13 protein-coding genes are annotated in these 14,820 nt (G+C 34.8%); 8 read left to right on the top strand and 5 right to left on the bottom strand.

Features of this window, described 5'->3' with window-relative positions:
• Nucleotides 1–120: 120 nt before the first annotated feature.
• From RCG20_RS03880 to RCG20_RS03870, 3 genes are all read left to right on the top strand, one after another.
• Complete coding sequence (locus tag RCG20_RS03880) at nt 121–354, top strand: DUF2249 domain-containing protein (RefSeq protein WP_308182923.1); 234 nt, start codon at nt 121–123, stop codon at nt 352–354.
• Between the two features lie 268 nt (nt 355–622).
• Nucleotides 623–2,131, top strand: coding sequence for a carboxypeptidase M32 (locus RCG20_RS03875; protein ID WP_308182922.1), 1,509 nt, complete (start codon nt 623–625; stop codon nt 2,129–2,131).
• A 54-nt stretch (nt 2,132–2,185) separates the two neighbouring features.
• Nucleotides 2,186–3,091 carry a DMT family transporter gene (locus RCG20_RS03870; protein ID WP_308184286.1) on the top strand — a complete coding sequence of 302 codons (906 nt, stop codon included), beginning with the start codon at nt 2,186–2,188 and terminating at the stop codon, nt 3,089–3,091.
• Between the two features lie 112 nt (nt 3,092–3,203).
• Here RCG20_RS03870 and RCG20_RS03865 read toward each other — a convergent pair whose 3' ends face one another.
• From RCG20_RS03865 to RCG20_RS03845, 5 genes are all read right to left on the bottom strand, one after another.
• Nucleotides 3,204–3,560, bottom strand: coding sequence for a hypothetical protein (locus tag RCG20_RS03865; RefSeq protein ID WP_308182921.1), 357 nt, complete (start codon nt 3,558–3,560; stop codon nt 3,204–3,206).
• 250 nt (nt 3,561–3,810) lie between these two features.
• Nucleotides 3,811–5,469 (bottom strand): b(o/a)3-type cytochrome-c oxidase subunit 1, encoded by a 1,659-nt coding sequence (locus RCG20_RS03860; RefSeq protein WP_308182920.1) that lies wholly within the window; start codon nt 5,467–5,469, stop codon nt 3,811–3,813.
• Nucleotides 5,469–5,945 carry a cytochrome c oxidase subunit II gene (locus tag RCG20_RS03855; RefSeq protein ID WP_308182919.1) on the bottom strand — a complete coding sequence of 159 codons (477 nt, stop codon included), beginning with the start codon at nt 5,943–5,945 and terminating at the stop codon, nt 5,469–5,471. The genes RCG20_RS03860 and RCG20_RS03855 overlap by 1 nt, the downstream gene beginning before the upstream one ends.
• A 14-nt stretch (nt 5,946–5,959) precedes the next feature.
• Nucleotides 5,960–6,106 carry a cytochrome c oxidase subunit 2A gene (locus RCG20_RS03850; RefSeq protein ID WP_308182918.1) on the bottom strand — a complete coding sequence of 49 codons (147 nt, stop codon included), beginning with the start codon at nt 6,104–6,106 and terminating at the stop codon, nt 5,960–5,962.
• A 462-nt stretch (nt 6,107–6,568) separates the two neighbouring features.
• On the bottom strand, nt 6,569–7,033 hold the full coding sequence (locus RCG20_RS03845) for a chemotaxis protein CheX (protein WP_308182917.1): 465 nt from the start codon (nt 7,031–7,033) through the stop codon (nt 6,569–6,571).
• Between the two features lie 558 nt (nt 7,034–7,591).
• On the opposite strand from RCG20_RS03845, the gene RCG20_RS03840 reads away from it, so the two are divergent.
• The 5 genes from RCG20_RS03840 to RCG20_RS03820 all read left to right on the top strand — a co-directional run bounded on the left by RCG20_RS03840 (nt 7,592) and on the right by RCG20_RS03820 (nt 14,805).
• Nucleotides 7,592–8,680 (top strand): type III polyketide synthase, encoded by a 1,089-nt coding sequence (locus RCG20_RS03840; protein ID WP_308182916.1) that lies wholly within the window; start codon nt 7,592–7,594, stop codon nt 8,678–8,680.
• Nucleotides 8,681–9,250 carry an isoprenylcysteine carboxyl methyltransferase family protein gene (locus RCG20_RS03835; RefSeq protein WP_308182914.1) on the top strand — a complete coding sequence of 190 codons (570 nt, stop codon included), beginning with the start codon at nt 8,681–8,683 and terminating at the stop codon, nt 9,248–9,250. It abuts the gene before it with no gap.
• Nucleotides 9,251–9,549: 299 nt separating this feature from the next.
• The gene (locus RCG20_RS03830) at nt 9,550–13,200 is read left to right on the top strand and encodes a dynamin family protein (protein ID WP_308182913.1); all 3,651 of its coding nucleotides are present in this window, start codon (nt 9,550–9,552) and stop codon (nt 13,198–13,200) included.
• A gap of 18 nt (nt 13,201–13,218) precedes the next feature.
• Complete coding sequence (locus tag RCG20_RS03825) at nt 13,219–13,950, top strand: nucleotidyltransferase domain-containing protein (RefSeq protein ID WP_308182912.1); 732 nt, start codon at nt 13,219–13,221, stop codon at nt 13,948–13,950.
• A gap of 27 nt (nt 13,951–13,977) precedes the next feature.
• Nucleotides 13,978–14,805: a sulfurtransferase gene (locus RCG20_RS03820; RefSeq protein WP_308182911.1), complete on the top strand. Its 828-nt coding sequence runs from the start codon at nt 13,978–13,980 to the stop codon at nt 14,803–14,805.
• Nucleotides 14,806–14,820: the final 15 nt, after the last annotated feature.

Here is a 14,820-nt window from a genome sequence, read left to right as displayed (position 1 = left end):
AGGTTAACTTATAGAAAGTATAAGCAAAATCATGTCTAAAGTGTGATAATACGCACTCAGTTTAATCCGAATATTTCTTATAATATAAGAGAAGTTAAGAATATAAAAGGAGTGACAATAATGCAAACTTTCGCAAAGATTATAAATGTACCAGATTTCCCACCACGTGAGAAACATCCTACTATTTTTGGTGCTTATGCAGAATTAAATTCAGGGGAATTTATGCAAATTGTAAATGACCATGATCCAAGACCACTTCAATATCAATTTATGATGGAATATCCTGAGCAATTTACATGGGAGTACCTTGAAGAAGGACCTGAAACATGGAGAGTTGCAGTTGGTAAGAAGTAATTACAAGTTGAAAAGGGCAAAGCGCTGAAAAGTAGATCAAGTTATCAAATTCAATCAAAAAAAATGTTTTTTTACTGAATTTAAGTTGATCAGATCTGCCCATATTGCTTTATTAGCTTTTATTTTTCCAGGAAACATCCTCTTTTCCCATATATTTTTTACAACAGAAATTTATTTCTGTTGTTTTTTTTATGTTTTTATATTATTAAATAAAATTTTTTCTGAATAATATGATAAAATATGGAAGGAATATGGAGGAGGAGAAACCATGGCCATTAAAATAGACTATTTAGAAAAGGAATTTTTGGAATATGTAAAAAAAATTACTGCATACAATGAAGCTCTTGCACTTATTTATTGGGATTTACGAACCGGTGCCCCAAAACAGGGTGTTGATCAAAGATCACAGGTTATTGGAATGCTATCATCAGAAGTATTTAAGATGTCAACATCCGAAGAGATGGCTGCATACATAGCTAATTTATCAGGTAAAGAGCTTTCGGAAATTTCAAGGAAAACGCTTGAAGAATGTCGAAAGGCATATGATCGAAATAAAAAGGTACCTGCTGAAGAATACAAAGAATATGTTATTCTCCAATCAAAAGCCGAAAGTGTTTGGGAAGAAGCAAGAGCAAATTCGGATTTTGAACTGTTTCTCCCCTACTTAGAGAAATTAGTTGATATGACAAAACGTATCGTAAATTATTGGGGTTATGAAGGTAATAAATATAATGCTTTACTAGCACTCTATGAACCAGGCATGACGGTCGAAATCCTTGATAAAGTATTTGAAGAACTTAGGGAAAAGATTGTTCCTTTAGTAAAACAAATTGCTGAGTCTCCAAATAAGCCTCAAACAGGATTTTTATATAATCATTTCCCAAAAGAAAGCCAGAGGAAATTTGGTTTAGATATTCTTGCTCAAATGGGATTTGACTTTGACGCGGGGAGATTGGATGTGACTGTCCATCCATTTGCAACAGGATTGAATCCAGGTGATGTCCGTGTAACAACTAGATATGACGAACATGATTTCCGCACTTCCTTATTCGGAACAATCCATGAGGGTGGTCATGCTCTATACGAACAAAATCTTTCAAAAGAACTAATTGGAACCACTTTATGCGAGGGTACTTCAATGGGGATACATGAGTCGCAATCATTGTTCTTTGAAAATATAGTGGGCAGGAACTTTTCATTTTGGAAACATAATTATGAACAATTAAAGGCCTATTCTGGAAATCATTTTGAAAATGTTAGTCTTGAGGATTTTTACCGGGCAATAAATGAATCAAAACCTTCTTTAATCAGGATTGAAGCAGATGAGTTAACTTATCCTTTACATGTAATAATCCGCTATGAAATCGAAAAGGGATTGTTTAATGATGAAATTGAAGTGAAGGATCTTCCGGAAATATGGAATGATATGTATGAAAAAATTCTAGGGATTCGTCCTGAAAATGACGCTAAGGGTGTTCTGCAGGATGTACATTGGTCAGGAGGAAGCTTTGGGTATTTTCCTTCCTACGCTTTAGGATATATGTATGCAGCCCAATTTAAAAACAAAATGATGGAGGACCTTCCAAACTTTAATCAATTATTAGAACAAGGGAATTTACTTCCAATTAAGGAATGGTTAACAGAAAATATTCATCAATATGGAAAGTTAAAAAAGCCGCTTGAAATCCTGCTAGATACAACAGGTGAAGGATTGAATGCTCAATATCTAATAGATTATCTTTATGAGAAATATAGTAAGGTGTATCAATTAACATAATTTTAAACAAATGATATTAAATTGATTTACTAGGTGTGTTATGAGTTGAAAAAAATGATACCACTTTTATTAATTGCACTGAGTGCTAGTTTGTGGGGATTGATAGCAATATTTGTTAGAACCCTTTCAAAAGTAGGTTTTACCCCAATGGAGATCGTCACCATTCGCGTCGCAACAGCAACAGTAATGCTTTGTTTCGGTGGATTGTTCATGTATCCAAAACAAATGAAAATAAAATTTGCAGATGTAAAGCTATTTGTTGGTACGGGTATCTGTAGTATCGTATTTTTTAATTGGTGTTACTTTACTACAATAAATCATATGAACCTTTCAATAGCGGTTATTTTGTTATATACTGCTCCAGCATTTGTAACAGTTTTATCTTTCTTTTTTTTAAATGAAAGATTGAATGTAATTAAAATTATTTCAGTAATTGGGACCTTAATAGGGTGTATTTTCATAGCGGGTATTAATCTTAGTGAAACTTCATCCATAAGCACAATTGGTTTAATAACAGGTTTAGGAGCAGGATTTGGCTATTCACTATATAGTATTTTTGGGAAATTTGCTTTGAGAAAATATGAATCTTTTACCGTGACTTTTTATACTTTCCTAATTGCGACGATTACATTAATTCCATTAACTGGTATATGGGAAAAATGGTCCTTGATTTGGCGAAGTGATAACCTCTTTTGGGCATTGGGCTTAGGATTATTTCCCACGGTTATCGCATATTTCATGTACACAAAGGGACTCGAGAAAATGGAAAGTAGTAAGGCATCGATAATTGCTACGGTTGAGCCAGTTGTAGCTACACTCCTTAGCGTTATCTATTACCAGGAAAAATTAGGGGTTATGCAATTAATTGGTGCTGCATTCGTCTTAATATCCGTAATACTTGTCAATTTACCAAAAGTAGCACTAAGTTTATTTAATAAAACAAAAGCCCCAATCAATTAGGCAAGTAATACTATTCTTAAAAAGAAGACATCGTATATACATACTAAATTTCTGACCGGGTCGCATAATATGACCTGGTCTTTCTTCCATTGAAACGTTAATGGTCGGTCAGTTATGCCATTGCTTCTTCTTCTAATGCCAAAATCGGTTCGATAAAATCTTCATCCTTATCTTGATAAAAAATGTTTTGTACTTCAGAGAGTGGTAATGAATGCAGTTCGTTGAAGCGGGTGAAGAATGTGCGTTTGGTTTCCTCTGAGAAACGTTTTAATGTATGGTAAGCAACTCCGTTTGCACTATTCCAGCCAATATGCATGAAGTTCTTTCCTTCATATTGGAAGGTGTGATAGCCACAGAAGAGATTGTTAGCCAAGTTATGTTTTACTTCAAATTGACCTAACTGCTCCATCATCAAAATGGGTGCTTCATTTGGATATATTTCTAAAGCGATGAAATTAACTTTACTCATTCTGTTTCCTCCTTTAGTTAGTATTTTTTCCTTTTATTACTATGTACAATTTTTTTGTTTTTAGGACCTGATATAGAATTATGTTATTTCTTTTTAAATTTAGAAACTAGATAATTACATATGGTTTAGTGGGATAAAAAAACCCGTTCGGATTGCCCGAACGGGTTCACTTGTGCATTGAATTGATTTTAAATTGTTTGCAACTCTGAAGAGAAATTCTTCAGGAAACTTTTTTACATAATTATCTTGTTTACCATGTTTTGAATCCTTTAGAACCAATAGGTGCGTGTTGAATGATATGGATAAATGGAATGGTATAAGCAAAAAGAATAAGTGCGATAGTGATACCAATCCATAATTTCCAGTTTTCCAAAACCAATGGAATCGATTCTTCAGGATTTTCTGCTTCACCAATTGGGAATTCTTCTTCCCCTTTTGGTGCAAAGAAAGCAAGGTTGATAAAAATTACTACGAAAAGAATAATACCAATAAATAAAATGCTTCCACCCACTGCCTGAGCTATTTGATATGGAATCCATTCCATTGCTTGCTTTGCACCTCCATAAGTAGAGAAAGCAGAGCGTCTTGGAGCCCCTAGTAGCCCTTCAATATGCATGGAACCTGACATGAATACCATTCCGATAAACCAGATCCACGCCTGGATAATAGCCAGTTTGTTCATTGCTTTAGTAAGTATGCGGCCAGTTAAATGTGGAACCAACCAATACGAGATACCAAAGAATGTTAATACAACTGATGTTGCTGCCGTCAAGTGGAAGTGGCCTGTTACCCAAATCGTATTATGAACCACTTGGTCCATTTGGTTTGAAGCATTAATGATACCACCAGCTCCTGCGGGTATAAATGCGGCCATGCCTATAAAAGGTACTGTAAATCGCGCGTCTTTCCAGGGAAGTATTGTAAACCATCCAAATAATCCAGTTGCCCCTTTAACGCGCCCACTTCTTTCAAATGTTGCAAACAAAGCAAATGCAGTCATTAAAGATGGGATGACGACCATAAAAGTCAAGATTACCTGTATAAACTTCCAAGCAGGATCAATGCCAGGCTCCATTAGTTGATGGTGAAAACCTACTGGAATCGAAAAAAGTAATAATAAAATAAATGATAAACGGGCTAAAGAATCAGAAAAAATCTTTCCGCCTATTATCTTTGGAATGATAGCATACCAACACATGTAGGCAGGAAGGAGCCAAAAATACACGAGTGGATGTCCGAAATACCAAAATAAAGTCCTACTTTCTAAAACATTAATTCTATCAATAAGGCCAAGTGACCAAGGAAGTAACTGGAATAAAACAGTTCCTGCGACCCCAAGTGTTGCTACAAACCATAGAACAGTATTTATGACCGCCATAAAGCTTAATAATGGTCCTGGTTTTCCAGGGTTGTTTCTCCGCCATTTCACATAGGTCATAATTAAAGCTGCTCCATCAATCCAGCTTCCGATCACAAAAAATGTTAATCCTAAATAAAAAATCCAATGTGCTTGCAATGGTGCATAAAAAGTATAGAGGACAGATGCCTTGTTAAGTAACACCATGGTTGCAGACATGCCAGTTCCAAGAGTCATGACGAAAAATCCAATCCATCCAATGTGTCGAGCAGTATTGGAATACGTACCTGCAGTTCTTGAGACTACAGAATGTTGGAATCCCATGATAAAGAAGGTTGTTAAAACAAGTCCCATCATAATTCCATGGACAGTTAAAATCTCATAATAGCTTATCCCACCAGGCAGATCATATTTTCCTGAACGTACAAACGTTTGCAGGAGTCCCATTATTCCGCCAAGAGCTAGCGCCGTAAAGGCGATAAAAAAGTGAGCCATCGAAAGCTTCGCATCCTTCGAATCCACCTTAAATTGACTTGTTATTGTATTCGCCATTACTTAACCACCTCAATTCGCGAACTCATTAAATGGTGACCTGCACCACAGTATTCATTACAAACGATTAAGTAATTTCCTTGTTTATCAAATGTTGTCGTATATTCACTAACGTATCCTGGTTCTAGCATCATATTGATGTTCGTTCCGGCAACTTCAAAGCCATGAACAACATCTTTCGTAGTTGCAATTATTTTTACTTTTGCACCAAGTGGGATTTTTACACTCATCGGATTGAAGGAGAAAGTAGAGGCTACGACAATTAATTCATAATCCCAACTTTTCCCTTCAACCTTATGTAGGCCTGGTTTAGTGAAGGGTGCTGTTTGATCGACCTTTTCTGAATTAATAGTAGTTAAAGAACTAGGAGGCATGTTACCAAGATAGAATGCACTGACGCCGATAATAATTAAAAAAAGGATTAAGGCACCTATACCAAAGGAAAGCCAAATTTTTTCGAATTTGTGAAGATGCATAGATTTTCCTCCTTTCAAAATCGATTTAGGAATACGAAATAAACGCCTACCCACATTCCTGCGATGAAAATGCCTAAAATGAAAACGGATGCTAAGGTTCCCTTCAAAGAAGTGTTATCCTCTACATCCGTTTTTTCCTTTTTAAGTTCTTTTCTTGCCAACCTACTCAACCTCCTTTGAAAAATTAGAAATGTGATTAATCGATGAAACCTATTTGCATAATTATTTTATTAGAAGATTCAGGTTTTATGTTCACACTTTTAAAATAAAAAAATATGATGCTATAGGCAGTTGAATTTAGCGAAAAGTGAGTGTGTTTTTGTGGAAAAATATTATTGTGAACTTTGCAGAATTCTTTATAACAAAGAGGAATATTGTAGGATTTGTGGATCACTCGCAAATAATAAAATATGGATTGAAATTCAATCACAAAAAGAAAAACCATAACTTTAAGCACTGTATTTGGTGCTTTTTCTTTTTGATATTCTCCACTGTTATTAATATAAGTATATAGTATGAAATGGGCTGATCTTCATCAAAATCTAAGTGAAAAAGTATATTTTTCAGCTTAGATTTGATAAACTGATCTTTTTTTATGATGATCTGCCCTTTTTAACCTATCATCACTCTTTGTTCAAATAATCAATCATAAAAATAATATAAAGTGAACCAACATGATGAAGGTAAAACGGGAACTGGTATGCTTTCTTGTGCCGATTAACAAGCGATTCTTTTACAAGAATTGTTGGTGGTGTTATATCTATTTCAAAGCCATGATTAGAAATAGAAGTTGATAAAGAGCCCGCAAGCATATTACCGAGTTCACCTGCGAATGACTCTAACATTTCTCCTTCTAAAATCATCCCGAACATTCGTTCACCGATCTTTTGAAAAATTTCCTCACTGGCGTCAATAATGATTTTTCCACTTATATTTCCCTTCATGCCAATTAAGACTCCAAAGGGATGCTGTGTAAGAGGTTCAAGTAAGGTAGAAGGCTGATCAATGGTTAATTCGAATGGGAGAAGCAATTTTACTGACTCAATCGTTCCATTAAAAAGGTCATTGACATTTTTTGTAAGTATCATCTATTCATTCCTCCTTACTGTAATATAGACTCTCGGTATTCACCGAATCAGATTATTCAAGAGTTTTCACGAACTACTTATATTTCATTCCTCCTACTTTGGGTAAGGAGATTTTTCATTTTATAAGGCTCTTATCGCATAAATCGGAGTTTTTAGGCCGTAACTTTGCCTGTTGATTTCCGCGGGGAGGGATAACGCTCCTCGGCGTACCGCTTGTGGGGCCTCCCATTTCCTCATTCTCGCTCAATAAATTAATTTATTTTAACATATTTTTCATCATTTTGACAAAATACTCTAAATTTTTTAAATAGTTTATTGGGAAAGATTATGCAATGAAAGGTGATAAAGAGTTGAGGTATAATAAATGTGCACAACAACAACCTTCAAAACGTAATTGCCTCTCCAGCATTGGAGGGGCTTTTTTGGTTAAATGGCTGTGTATTAAAGCCATTATTGATTTTGCAACTATGATAATTGGAGCGGAAATGAATAACTCCCTTGTATAATTCAATCTCTATTGGAAAAAATATCCTTATAAGAGTTGAAGGAGAATGCGTTATGCCAACCATTATTTCTATTGCAGACGTTCACCCGCCTTACGAGATAAAACAGGACAAGGCAATCGCCTTTGCTAGGGAGCTTTTTTCTGAATCCTATAAAGATATTGAAAGGCTATTAAAAGCCTTTCCGAACGGTCAAATTGAAAAGAGATATTTTGTAAAAGATATAGATTGGTTTGAAACGGACCGTTCTTTCGAGGAGAGAAATGATATCTATATTGAATCAGCGGTTACACTTGGCAAGGAAGCTGTCCAAAAATGCCTAAATAGTAAGGAATTTTTAAAAAACAATATCCCCTACCAGGATATCGATGCGTTCTTTTTTATCTCCACAACAGGTTTTGCAACACCAAGCATTGAAGCACGAATAATGAACCAATTACCATTTTCTTCTCATACAAAACGAATTCCTATCTGGGGCCTGGGGTGTGCAGGTGGAGCTGCAGGCTTATCAAGAGCATTTGAATACTGTCTGGCATTTCCCACTGCAAAAGTTCTAGTCCTATCTGTTGAACTTTGCAGTCTAACTTTTCAAAGAAATGATCGCTCAAAAAGCAATCTTATTGGAACATCGTTATTCTCAGATGGAGTTGCCTGTGCACTTGTTTGTGGTGATCAAGTCGATATTAATGAGCTTAGAAAGACCGATACTTCTCCACATATTTTGGCGACACAATCGACTCTTATGCCAGATTCTTTGGATGTTATGGGCTGGGATGTCAAGAATAATGGATTGTTTGTTATTTTTTCTCGTGATATCCCCCATATTATTGAAGATTGGTTAAAGCCCAATGTTAGCGAATTTTTAATCGAGCAAAATGTAAAAATTGAACAAATAGATTATTTTATTGCACACCCGGGTGGAAAAAAAGTTTTGGATGCCTATGAGAAATCCCTTGGTATCCCGAAATCGATGAATAATCTATCGTTTGAAGTACTGAAACAAAACGGAAATATGTCTTCAGCAACCATTTTCTATGTACTAAAAGCACATATGGAATTGGATATTCAAAAAGGAGCTCTCGGGTTGGGTGCCTCCCTTGGACCAGGATTCAGTTCAGAATTACTGTTGATGAGGTGGGCGTAAATGGAAGATCTGTCATTTTTCTTGATCCTTTTTTTCATCATTATTTTTCAGAGGCTTGTGGAACTTATTATTGCAAGGAAGAATGAAAAATGGATGAAACAGCAAGGAGCAATCGAATTTGGTAAGAAGCACTATCTGTACATGGTTTTAATTCATTCACTGTTTTTTTGTTCTTTTTTTACGGAAAAGGTCATGTTTAATCGAGGTCTCTCCTTGCTGTGGCCACTACTTTGGATTCTTTTCTTCGTAACACAGGGGATAAGAGTTTGGATCATTTTATCATTGGGAAAATATTGGAATACGAAGATTATCGTATTACCAAATGCAAAAGTTATTCGGAGGGGGCCTTATCGGTTTATAAAGCATCCGAATTATGCTGTTGTTACATTAGAATTATTCATCATACCATTACTTTTTAATGCCTATTTTACTGCGTTATTATTCACGATTCTAAATATCGTGATTCTTTCCATTCGTATTCCGGAAGAAGAACGAGCACTAAAGGGGTTAACAGAATATGAAGGTTCCTTTAAGAGTTGTAATCGCTTTTTTCCTAAATTGTTAAATTAATGTGACAGTTAGAAAAGGCCTATTGAATGTGATTATCGGTTGTGATAAGCTTTAATTAAGGATGAAAATCATTATCAATGAGCGGTTGAGGAAGGTGTTATAGATGGCTTTTGCTTTTGTTGGTGCAACGGTGATTATATATGCATTTGTCATGAAGCACGTCTTAAAACATGTTTCACATTAAAATGTTCAAGAAAAGCTAGGGCTGTTACCCTGGCTTTTCTTTTTTTATATAGGAAAGTTTTGAATAATCATATAAAATAAACATATTAAATGTTGTTATAAGGGGAATAGGATTCATGGTTCAAATAGCAAAACAGCAAATGTTAATCCAAACTTTAAGAGGGGAACTTGTTTCCACTTATCATTACCTATTCAAGCATCATGACACATCCAATACGGAAAAAATAAAGCAATTAGCACATAAGCTTGAAAAAAAAGAATTTGTGATTGCTTTTTGCGGTCATTTTTCAGCTGGTAAATCAACAATGATTAATAATATTGTTGGGGAGAACTTACTTCCATCAAGCCCCATACCTACTAGCGCTAATTTAGTTAAGGTGAAATCCGGTGAGGAATATGCAAAGGTTTTTTTCAAAAATGAAAAGCCACGACTTTATTTAGCGCCATATGACTATGAATTAGTAAAAAAATATTGCAAAGATGGAGACCAAATCAAAGAAATCGAAATTAGCTATAACGAATCGAAATTGCCAGCTAATACGATTATTATGGATACACCTGGGATTGATTCGGCTGATGATGCACATAGGATTGCTACAGAATCAGCAATCCACCTTGCAGATCTAGTCTTTTATGTAATGGACTATAATCATGTTCAATCAGAATTGAATTTTTTGTTCACGAAGGAACTAGCAGAAGCGGGAAAAGAAGTTTATCTGGTTATCAATCAAATTGATAAACACAAAGAGGAAGAGTTAAGTTTCGAAGAGTTCCAAAATAGTGTTCTTGAATCATTTGCATCATGGTCAGTAAAACCCGCTCGTATTTTTTACACATCTTTGAAAAATGTTGACCTAGTCTTTAATCAATTTACTGACTTGCAGCAATTTATAAATGAAAAATTAGAAATGAAGGATCAGTTCCTGTCACAATCTATCTCCAGGTCTCTGAAAAGAATTGTCTGGGACCATCTTGAACAAACAAGAAAAAGAGAAGAAATTACGATTCAACCAGTTAAAAAAATCTTAGAGGAACTATCAAGTGAAGACCAAAAAAATTTGGTTGAAACGTACAGTGAAAAAAAGACAAAACTGCAGGAAATTGAAGAAGGATTTGAGTTGGCTGAAAGGCAATTTGATCAAGAAACGAGCCATATTTTAAAAAATGCTTACTTGATGCCATCTCAAACAAGATCTTTAGCAGAGTCTTATCTTGAAGCCTGTCAGCCTGAATTTAAGGTTGGGTTCCTATTTGGAAAACAAAAGACATTTGCTGAACGAGAGGCAAGACTTGAAAGCTTTTATAAGGATATGTTAGATAAAGCAAAATCGCAGCTTGAATGGCACTTACGTGAATTTTTAGGAAAAGAAATTAAGTTTTATGGGCTTGAACAAACAGATTTACTTGAGCGAGTAAACTCTTTTTCCATCCATTTTCGATCAGATTTATTAGTTAACGTGGTAAAGCCTGGGGCAAGATTGTCAGGAAACTATGTATTAAATTATACGGATGAAGTAGCAAATGAAATAAAAAAAATAGCAAAAAACTTTTTATTTGAGTTTAAAAAACTTTTTTTTCAGGCTTTAGATAACCGAAATGCAATTTTAAAAGAGCGTTATAAAAATGAATTTAAAAATATTGAACGATATGTTCATGCTTTTGAAGAATTAAATAGGTTTAAAACGAAATTTGCAGATAAAGAAAAGAAAATGGAAGAGTTGTTATTGCAGAATGGTGGAGGAGAACAAGAGTTTGATCAACTTTTCATGGCCCATGAAGAAGAATTTGAAGTGGTTCATGGTGAATATGTAACAAACAGTGTGAAGGTACAAAAAAGTGATCATTACATGAAGAAACAATTATATGTGGATTCAATAGTTCATCAAAAGGCAAGTGACCAACTGCAAGAGACATCAAAAAGGCTGAAGAAGGCATCACAGCTAATAAATTCACTCCCTGGCTTCAATAAAATTGCTCGCGAATTGGAAGAAAAAGCGGAAAGATTAAAGAATAAGGGTTTTACAGTCGCATTATTTGGAGCATTTAGTGCTGGTAAATCTTCTTTTGCAAATGCGTTGATGGGCGAAAAAGTTCTTCCAGTATCACCAAACCCGACAACAGCCGCAATTAACAGAATTAAGCCTGTTAATGAAACGCATCGGCATGGTACAGTTCTTGTGAAATTTAAAGAAATATCAACTATGCAAGATGATCTAAACCGTTCTCTTAAAGTATTCGGTTTACATTCTACAAGTTTTCAAGAAGCATTAAAGAAAATGGATCAGCTCATGTTACAAAAGGAGAGTATTGGTGCCTTCGAGAAGACACATTATGCATTTTTGCAGGCGTTTATTAAAGGATTTGGGACATATGGAGAATTCCTTGGGAAGGTAATAAACATCAGTTTAAATGAATTTAGTGATTTTGTTGTGAAAGAGGAAAAGTCATGTTTCATTGAATGGATTGATCTTTATTATGATTGTGAACTTACAAGAAAAGGGATCACACTCGTGGATACACCAGGTGCCGATTCTATTAATGCTCGTCATACAGGTGTTGCTTTTGACTATATTAAGAACTCTGATGCAATTCTTTTTGTTACCTACTATAATCATGCTTTTTCAAAAGCAGATCGGGAGTTTTTAATTCAGCTTGGACGTGTTAAGGATTCGTTTCAATTAGATAAAATGTTCTTCATTATCAATGCTATTGATCTTGCTGAAGACGATGATGAGAAGGAAACAGTTGCAGAATATGTTCAAGAACAGCTTATTAAATACGGGATTAGGAACCCCCATCTTTTTTCTTTATCAAGCATGCTTGCATTAAAAGAAAAAAAGGATAACGCTGATACAACAATTTCTAGAATGGATCAGTTTGAACGATCTTTTTATCCATTCATTTCCAATGACTTGACTAAAATGGCCATTGCTTCTTCAGAAATAGAGCTAAAACGGGTATCCGATTTAATTAAAAAGTTGATTCAAAGCTCGATGGAAGACCAGACAATGAAGGAACGAAAGCGTTCTGAAATTGAAAAGCAAAAAAAGGCCATAATGGAGATTATAAAAGCACAAACCGTTCAAACATTAAAAAGCCTTATTCTCCAAGAAGCAAATGAATTGATTTATTATTTGAAACAAAGGGTTTTTCTTCGTTTTGGTGACTTTTTTAAAGAAGCTTTCAATCCAACCTTATTAAGAGATGATGGTCGCAATTTAAAGAAAGCCTTGCAACTAGGACTAGATGAGCTGTTAGAAAGCCTTGGATTTGATTTTGCACAAGAAATGAGAGCAACAACTGTAAGATTAGATCGTTTTCTAGAAAAAAAAGTTACTGAATTTCAAGCTGGGATTGTGCGAAGCATCTTAGAAATCAATCAAGATCTTTCTTTTTCTATTTTTGAGTTTAAGCGTGAAGAGGAGCTTGATTTTCAAAATGCATTTAAAGATGTAAATAAGCAATTATTTCAAAAAGCTATGTCAACCTTTAAAAATCCAAAATCCTTTTTTGAAAGAAATGAGAAAAGAATCATGAGTGAAGAGTTATATAATGCTTTAGCAATACCTGCGGAAGAATATTCAAAATTTGAACAAGAGCGGGTAAATAGTTACTATGTTGATATATTAAATGGAGAATTCACCCGTCTTTTAAGGCAAATGGTAGAGCAAGTGGAAGACTATTATGTAAGCTTGCTTTCTACTTTAGATGGTGGTGTTTCAATCGAGCAACTAATCGAAATTCAGCAAACTCTAGAAGAATTTTGATAAAAGGATGAAAAGGATATGAGAGATTGGTTAGTGGGTATGGAGGATGAATTTGGAATTCAAATTCTTTTTGCATGTGAAGCTGGGAGTAGAGCTTGGGGAATTCAAACGGATGAATCCGATTTTGATATTCGCTTTATTTATCGGTATAGGAATGTAAGAAAGTATCTATCATTACGAAAGATTCCAGATGTACTTGAATTCCAATCCCCAATCGATGTGACCGGCTTTGATCTTTTCAAAGTATGTGATCTTATTCTAAAGTCTAATCCTAGTATTTATGAGTGGGCCTTTTCGCCCCATGTTTATATGGAGAGTAATCAATTTTCTAATCAATTAAAACAATTTATATCCACCAATTACTCTCCATTCTCATTATATAAACATTACAGCTCTGTAAAAAAACGGAATGTAAAAGAATTGGTCAAAGGAGAATTTAACTTTAAGAAACAAAAACAACTCATTCAGGCCGTCAGAGCAGATTTGATTTGTACAGGTTTAATTAAATCAAAATCAATTTTTTCTCCTTATGATTATATTGATAACGTCCTTAATCAATCGGGAATAGGTGACGCCTATCAGACATTAACTGAAGCGAAAAGGAAACAAATTCTCTTAACAAATACCGAAATAAATGAAATGATACGTTTCCTATCAGTAGCAGAGCTGAATGAAAGCATGGTTCTTCCCAAAATCCAGCCATCTTTAGACCAGCTCGAACACTGGCTATGGGATCTATTAGACATTTGATTACAAATAAGTAAAGGGTGATAAAGCATGAAGTATGTGAAGGATAAAGAGTGGCTGTTAAAAAAATTACCTGAAAAGAATATAAAAATCATCGATTGTAGGTTTTCGTTAGCAGAGCCTAATAAAGGGAAGGAAGCTTATTTGGAAAGTCATCTTCCTGGTGCTGTTTTTTTTGATCTTGAAAAGGATTTATCAAAGCCCGCTAGCATACATGGAGGGCGTCATCCTCTTCCTAACATAGAAGAATTTGTTGGGAAATTGGAAAGTGCAGGAATTGATGACAAAACTATTATTATCGCATACGATAACGGCGAAAGTGCATTTGCTGCACGATTTTGGTGGATGTTACAGTACTTAGGACATGAACAAGTTTTCATTCTTGATGGAGGCTTTAAAGAATGGAAGGATGCGAACTATCCAATTACAGCAGAAATTTCTAGTAATGAAAGTACGAATTTTTCCATCCGTTTACAGAAAGAAATAATTGCTTCAATGGAGGATGTAAAAGAAGTTATCTATGGTCAATTAGAATCTGGTATATTAATTGATTCACGCGAGGAAAAAAGATTTTTAGGAATTGAAGAACCAATTGATAAAAAGGCAGGACATATCCCAAAGGCAATCAACAAGCCTTGGTTTGAGGGATTAAAGAGCGGATTATTTAGGCAAGCAAACGAACAACAAAAAAGATTTGCAGATGTTGATCCTTCAAAACAAATTATTGTATATTGTGGTTCAGGAGTAACAGCTACTCCTAATTACTTGGCTTTAAAAGAAGCAGGGTATCAGAATGTTAAACTTTATATTGGAAGCTTTAGTGACTGGATATCGTATGAGGAAAATGAAATTAAATAATTATTAGGACTCCCC

Origin of the sequence: Neobacillus sp. PS3-40 (assembly GCF_030915485.1) — a bacterium.
Taxonomy (GTDB): domain Bacteria; phylum Bacillota; class Bacilli; order Bacillales; family Cytobacillaceae; genus JAUZPL01.
Note: the sequence above shows the minus strand (reverse complement) of the source record. Positions and strands in the feature narration are given on the sequence as shown.

Coding starts and splice junctions, on each gene's coding strand:
- RCG20_RS03880 (WP_308182923.1), top strand. CDS start 121: ATGCAAACTTTCGCAAAGATTATAAATGTACCAGATTTCCCACCACGT.
- RCG20_RS03875 (WP_308182922.1), top strand. CDS start 623: ATGGCCATTAAAATAGACTATTTAGAAAAGGAATTTTTGGAATATGTA.
- RCG20_RS03870 (WP_308184286.1), top strand. CDS start 2,186: ATGATACCACTTTTATTAATTGCACTGAGTGCTAGTTTGTGGGGATTG.
- RCG20_RS03865 (WP_308182921.1), bottom strand. CDS start 3,560: ATGAGTAAAGTTAATTTCATCGCTTTAGAAATATATCCAAATGAAGCA.
- RCG20_RS03860 (WP_308182920.1), bottom strand. CDS start 5,469: ATGGCGAATACAATAACAAGTCAATTTAAGGTGGATTCGAAGGATGCG.
- RCG20_RS03855 (WP_308182919.1), bottom strand. CDS start 5,945: ATGCATCTTCACAAATTCGAAAAAATTTGGCTTTCCTTTGGTATAGGT.
- RCG20_RS03845 (WP_308182917.1), bottom strand. CDS start 7,033: ATGATACTTACAAAAAATGTCAATGACCTTTTTAATGGAACGATTGAG.
- RCG20_RS03840 (WP_308182916.1), top strand. CDS start 7,592: ATGCCAACCATTATTTCTATTGCAGACGTTCACCCGCCTTACGAGATA.
- RCG20_RS03835 (WP_308182914.1), top strand. CDS start 8,681: ATGGAAGATCTGTCATTTTTCTTGATCCTTTTTTTCATCATTATTTTT.
- RCG20_RS03830 (WP_308182913.1), top strand. CDS start 9,550: ATGGTTCAAATAGCAAAACAGCAAATGTTAATCCAAACTTTAAGAGGG.
- RCG20_RS03825 (WP_308182912.1), top strand. CDS start 13,219: ATGAGAGATTGGTTAGTGGGTATGGAGGATGAATTTGGAATTCAAATT.
- RCG20_RS03820 (WP_308182911.1), top strand. CDS start 13,978: ATGAAGTATGTGAAGGATAAAGAGTGGCTGTTAAAAAAATTACCTGAA.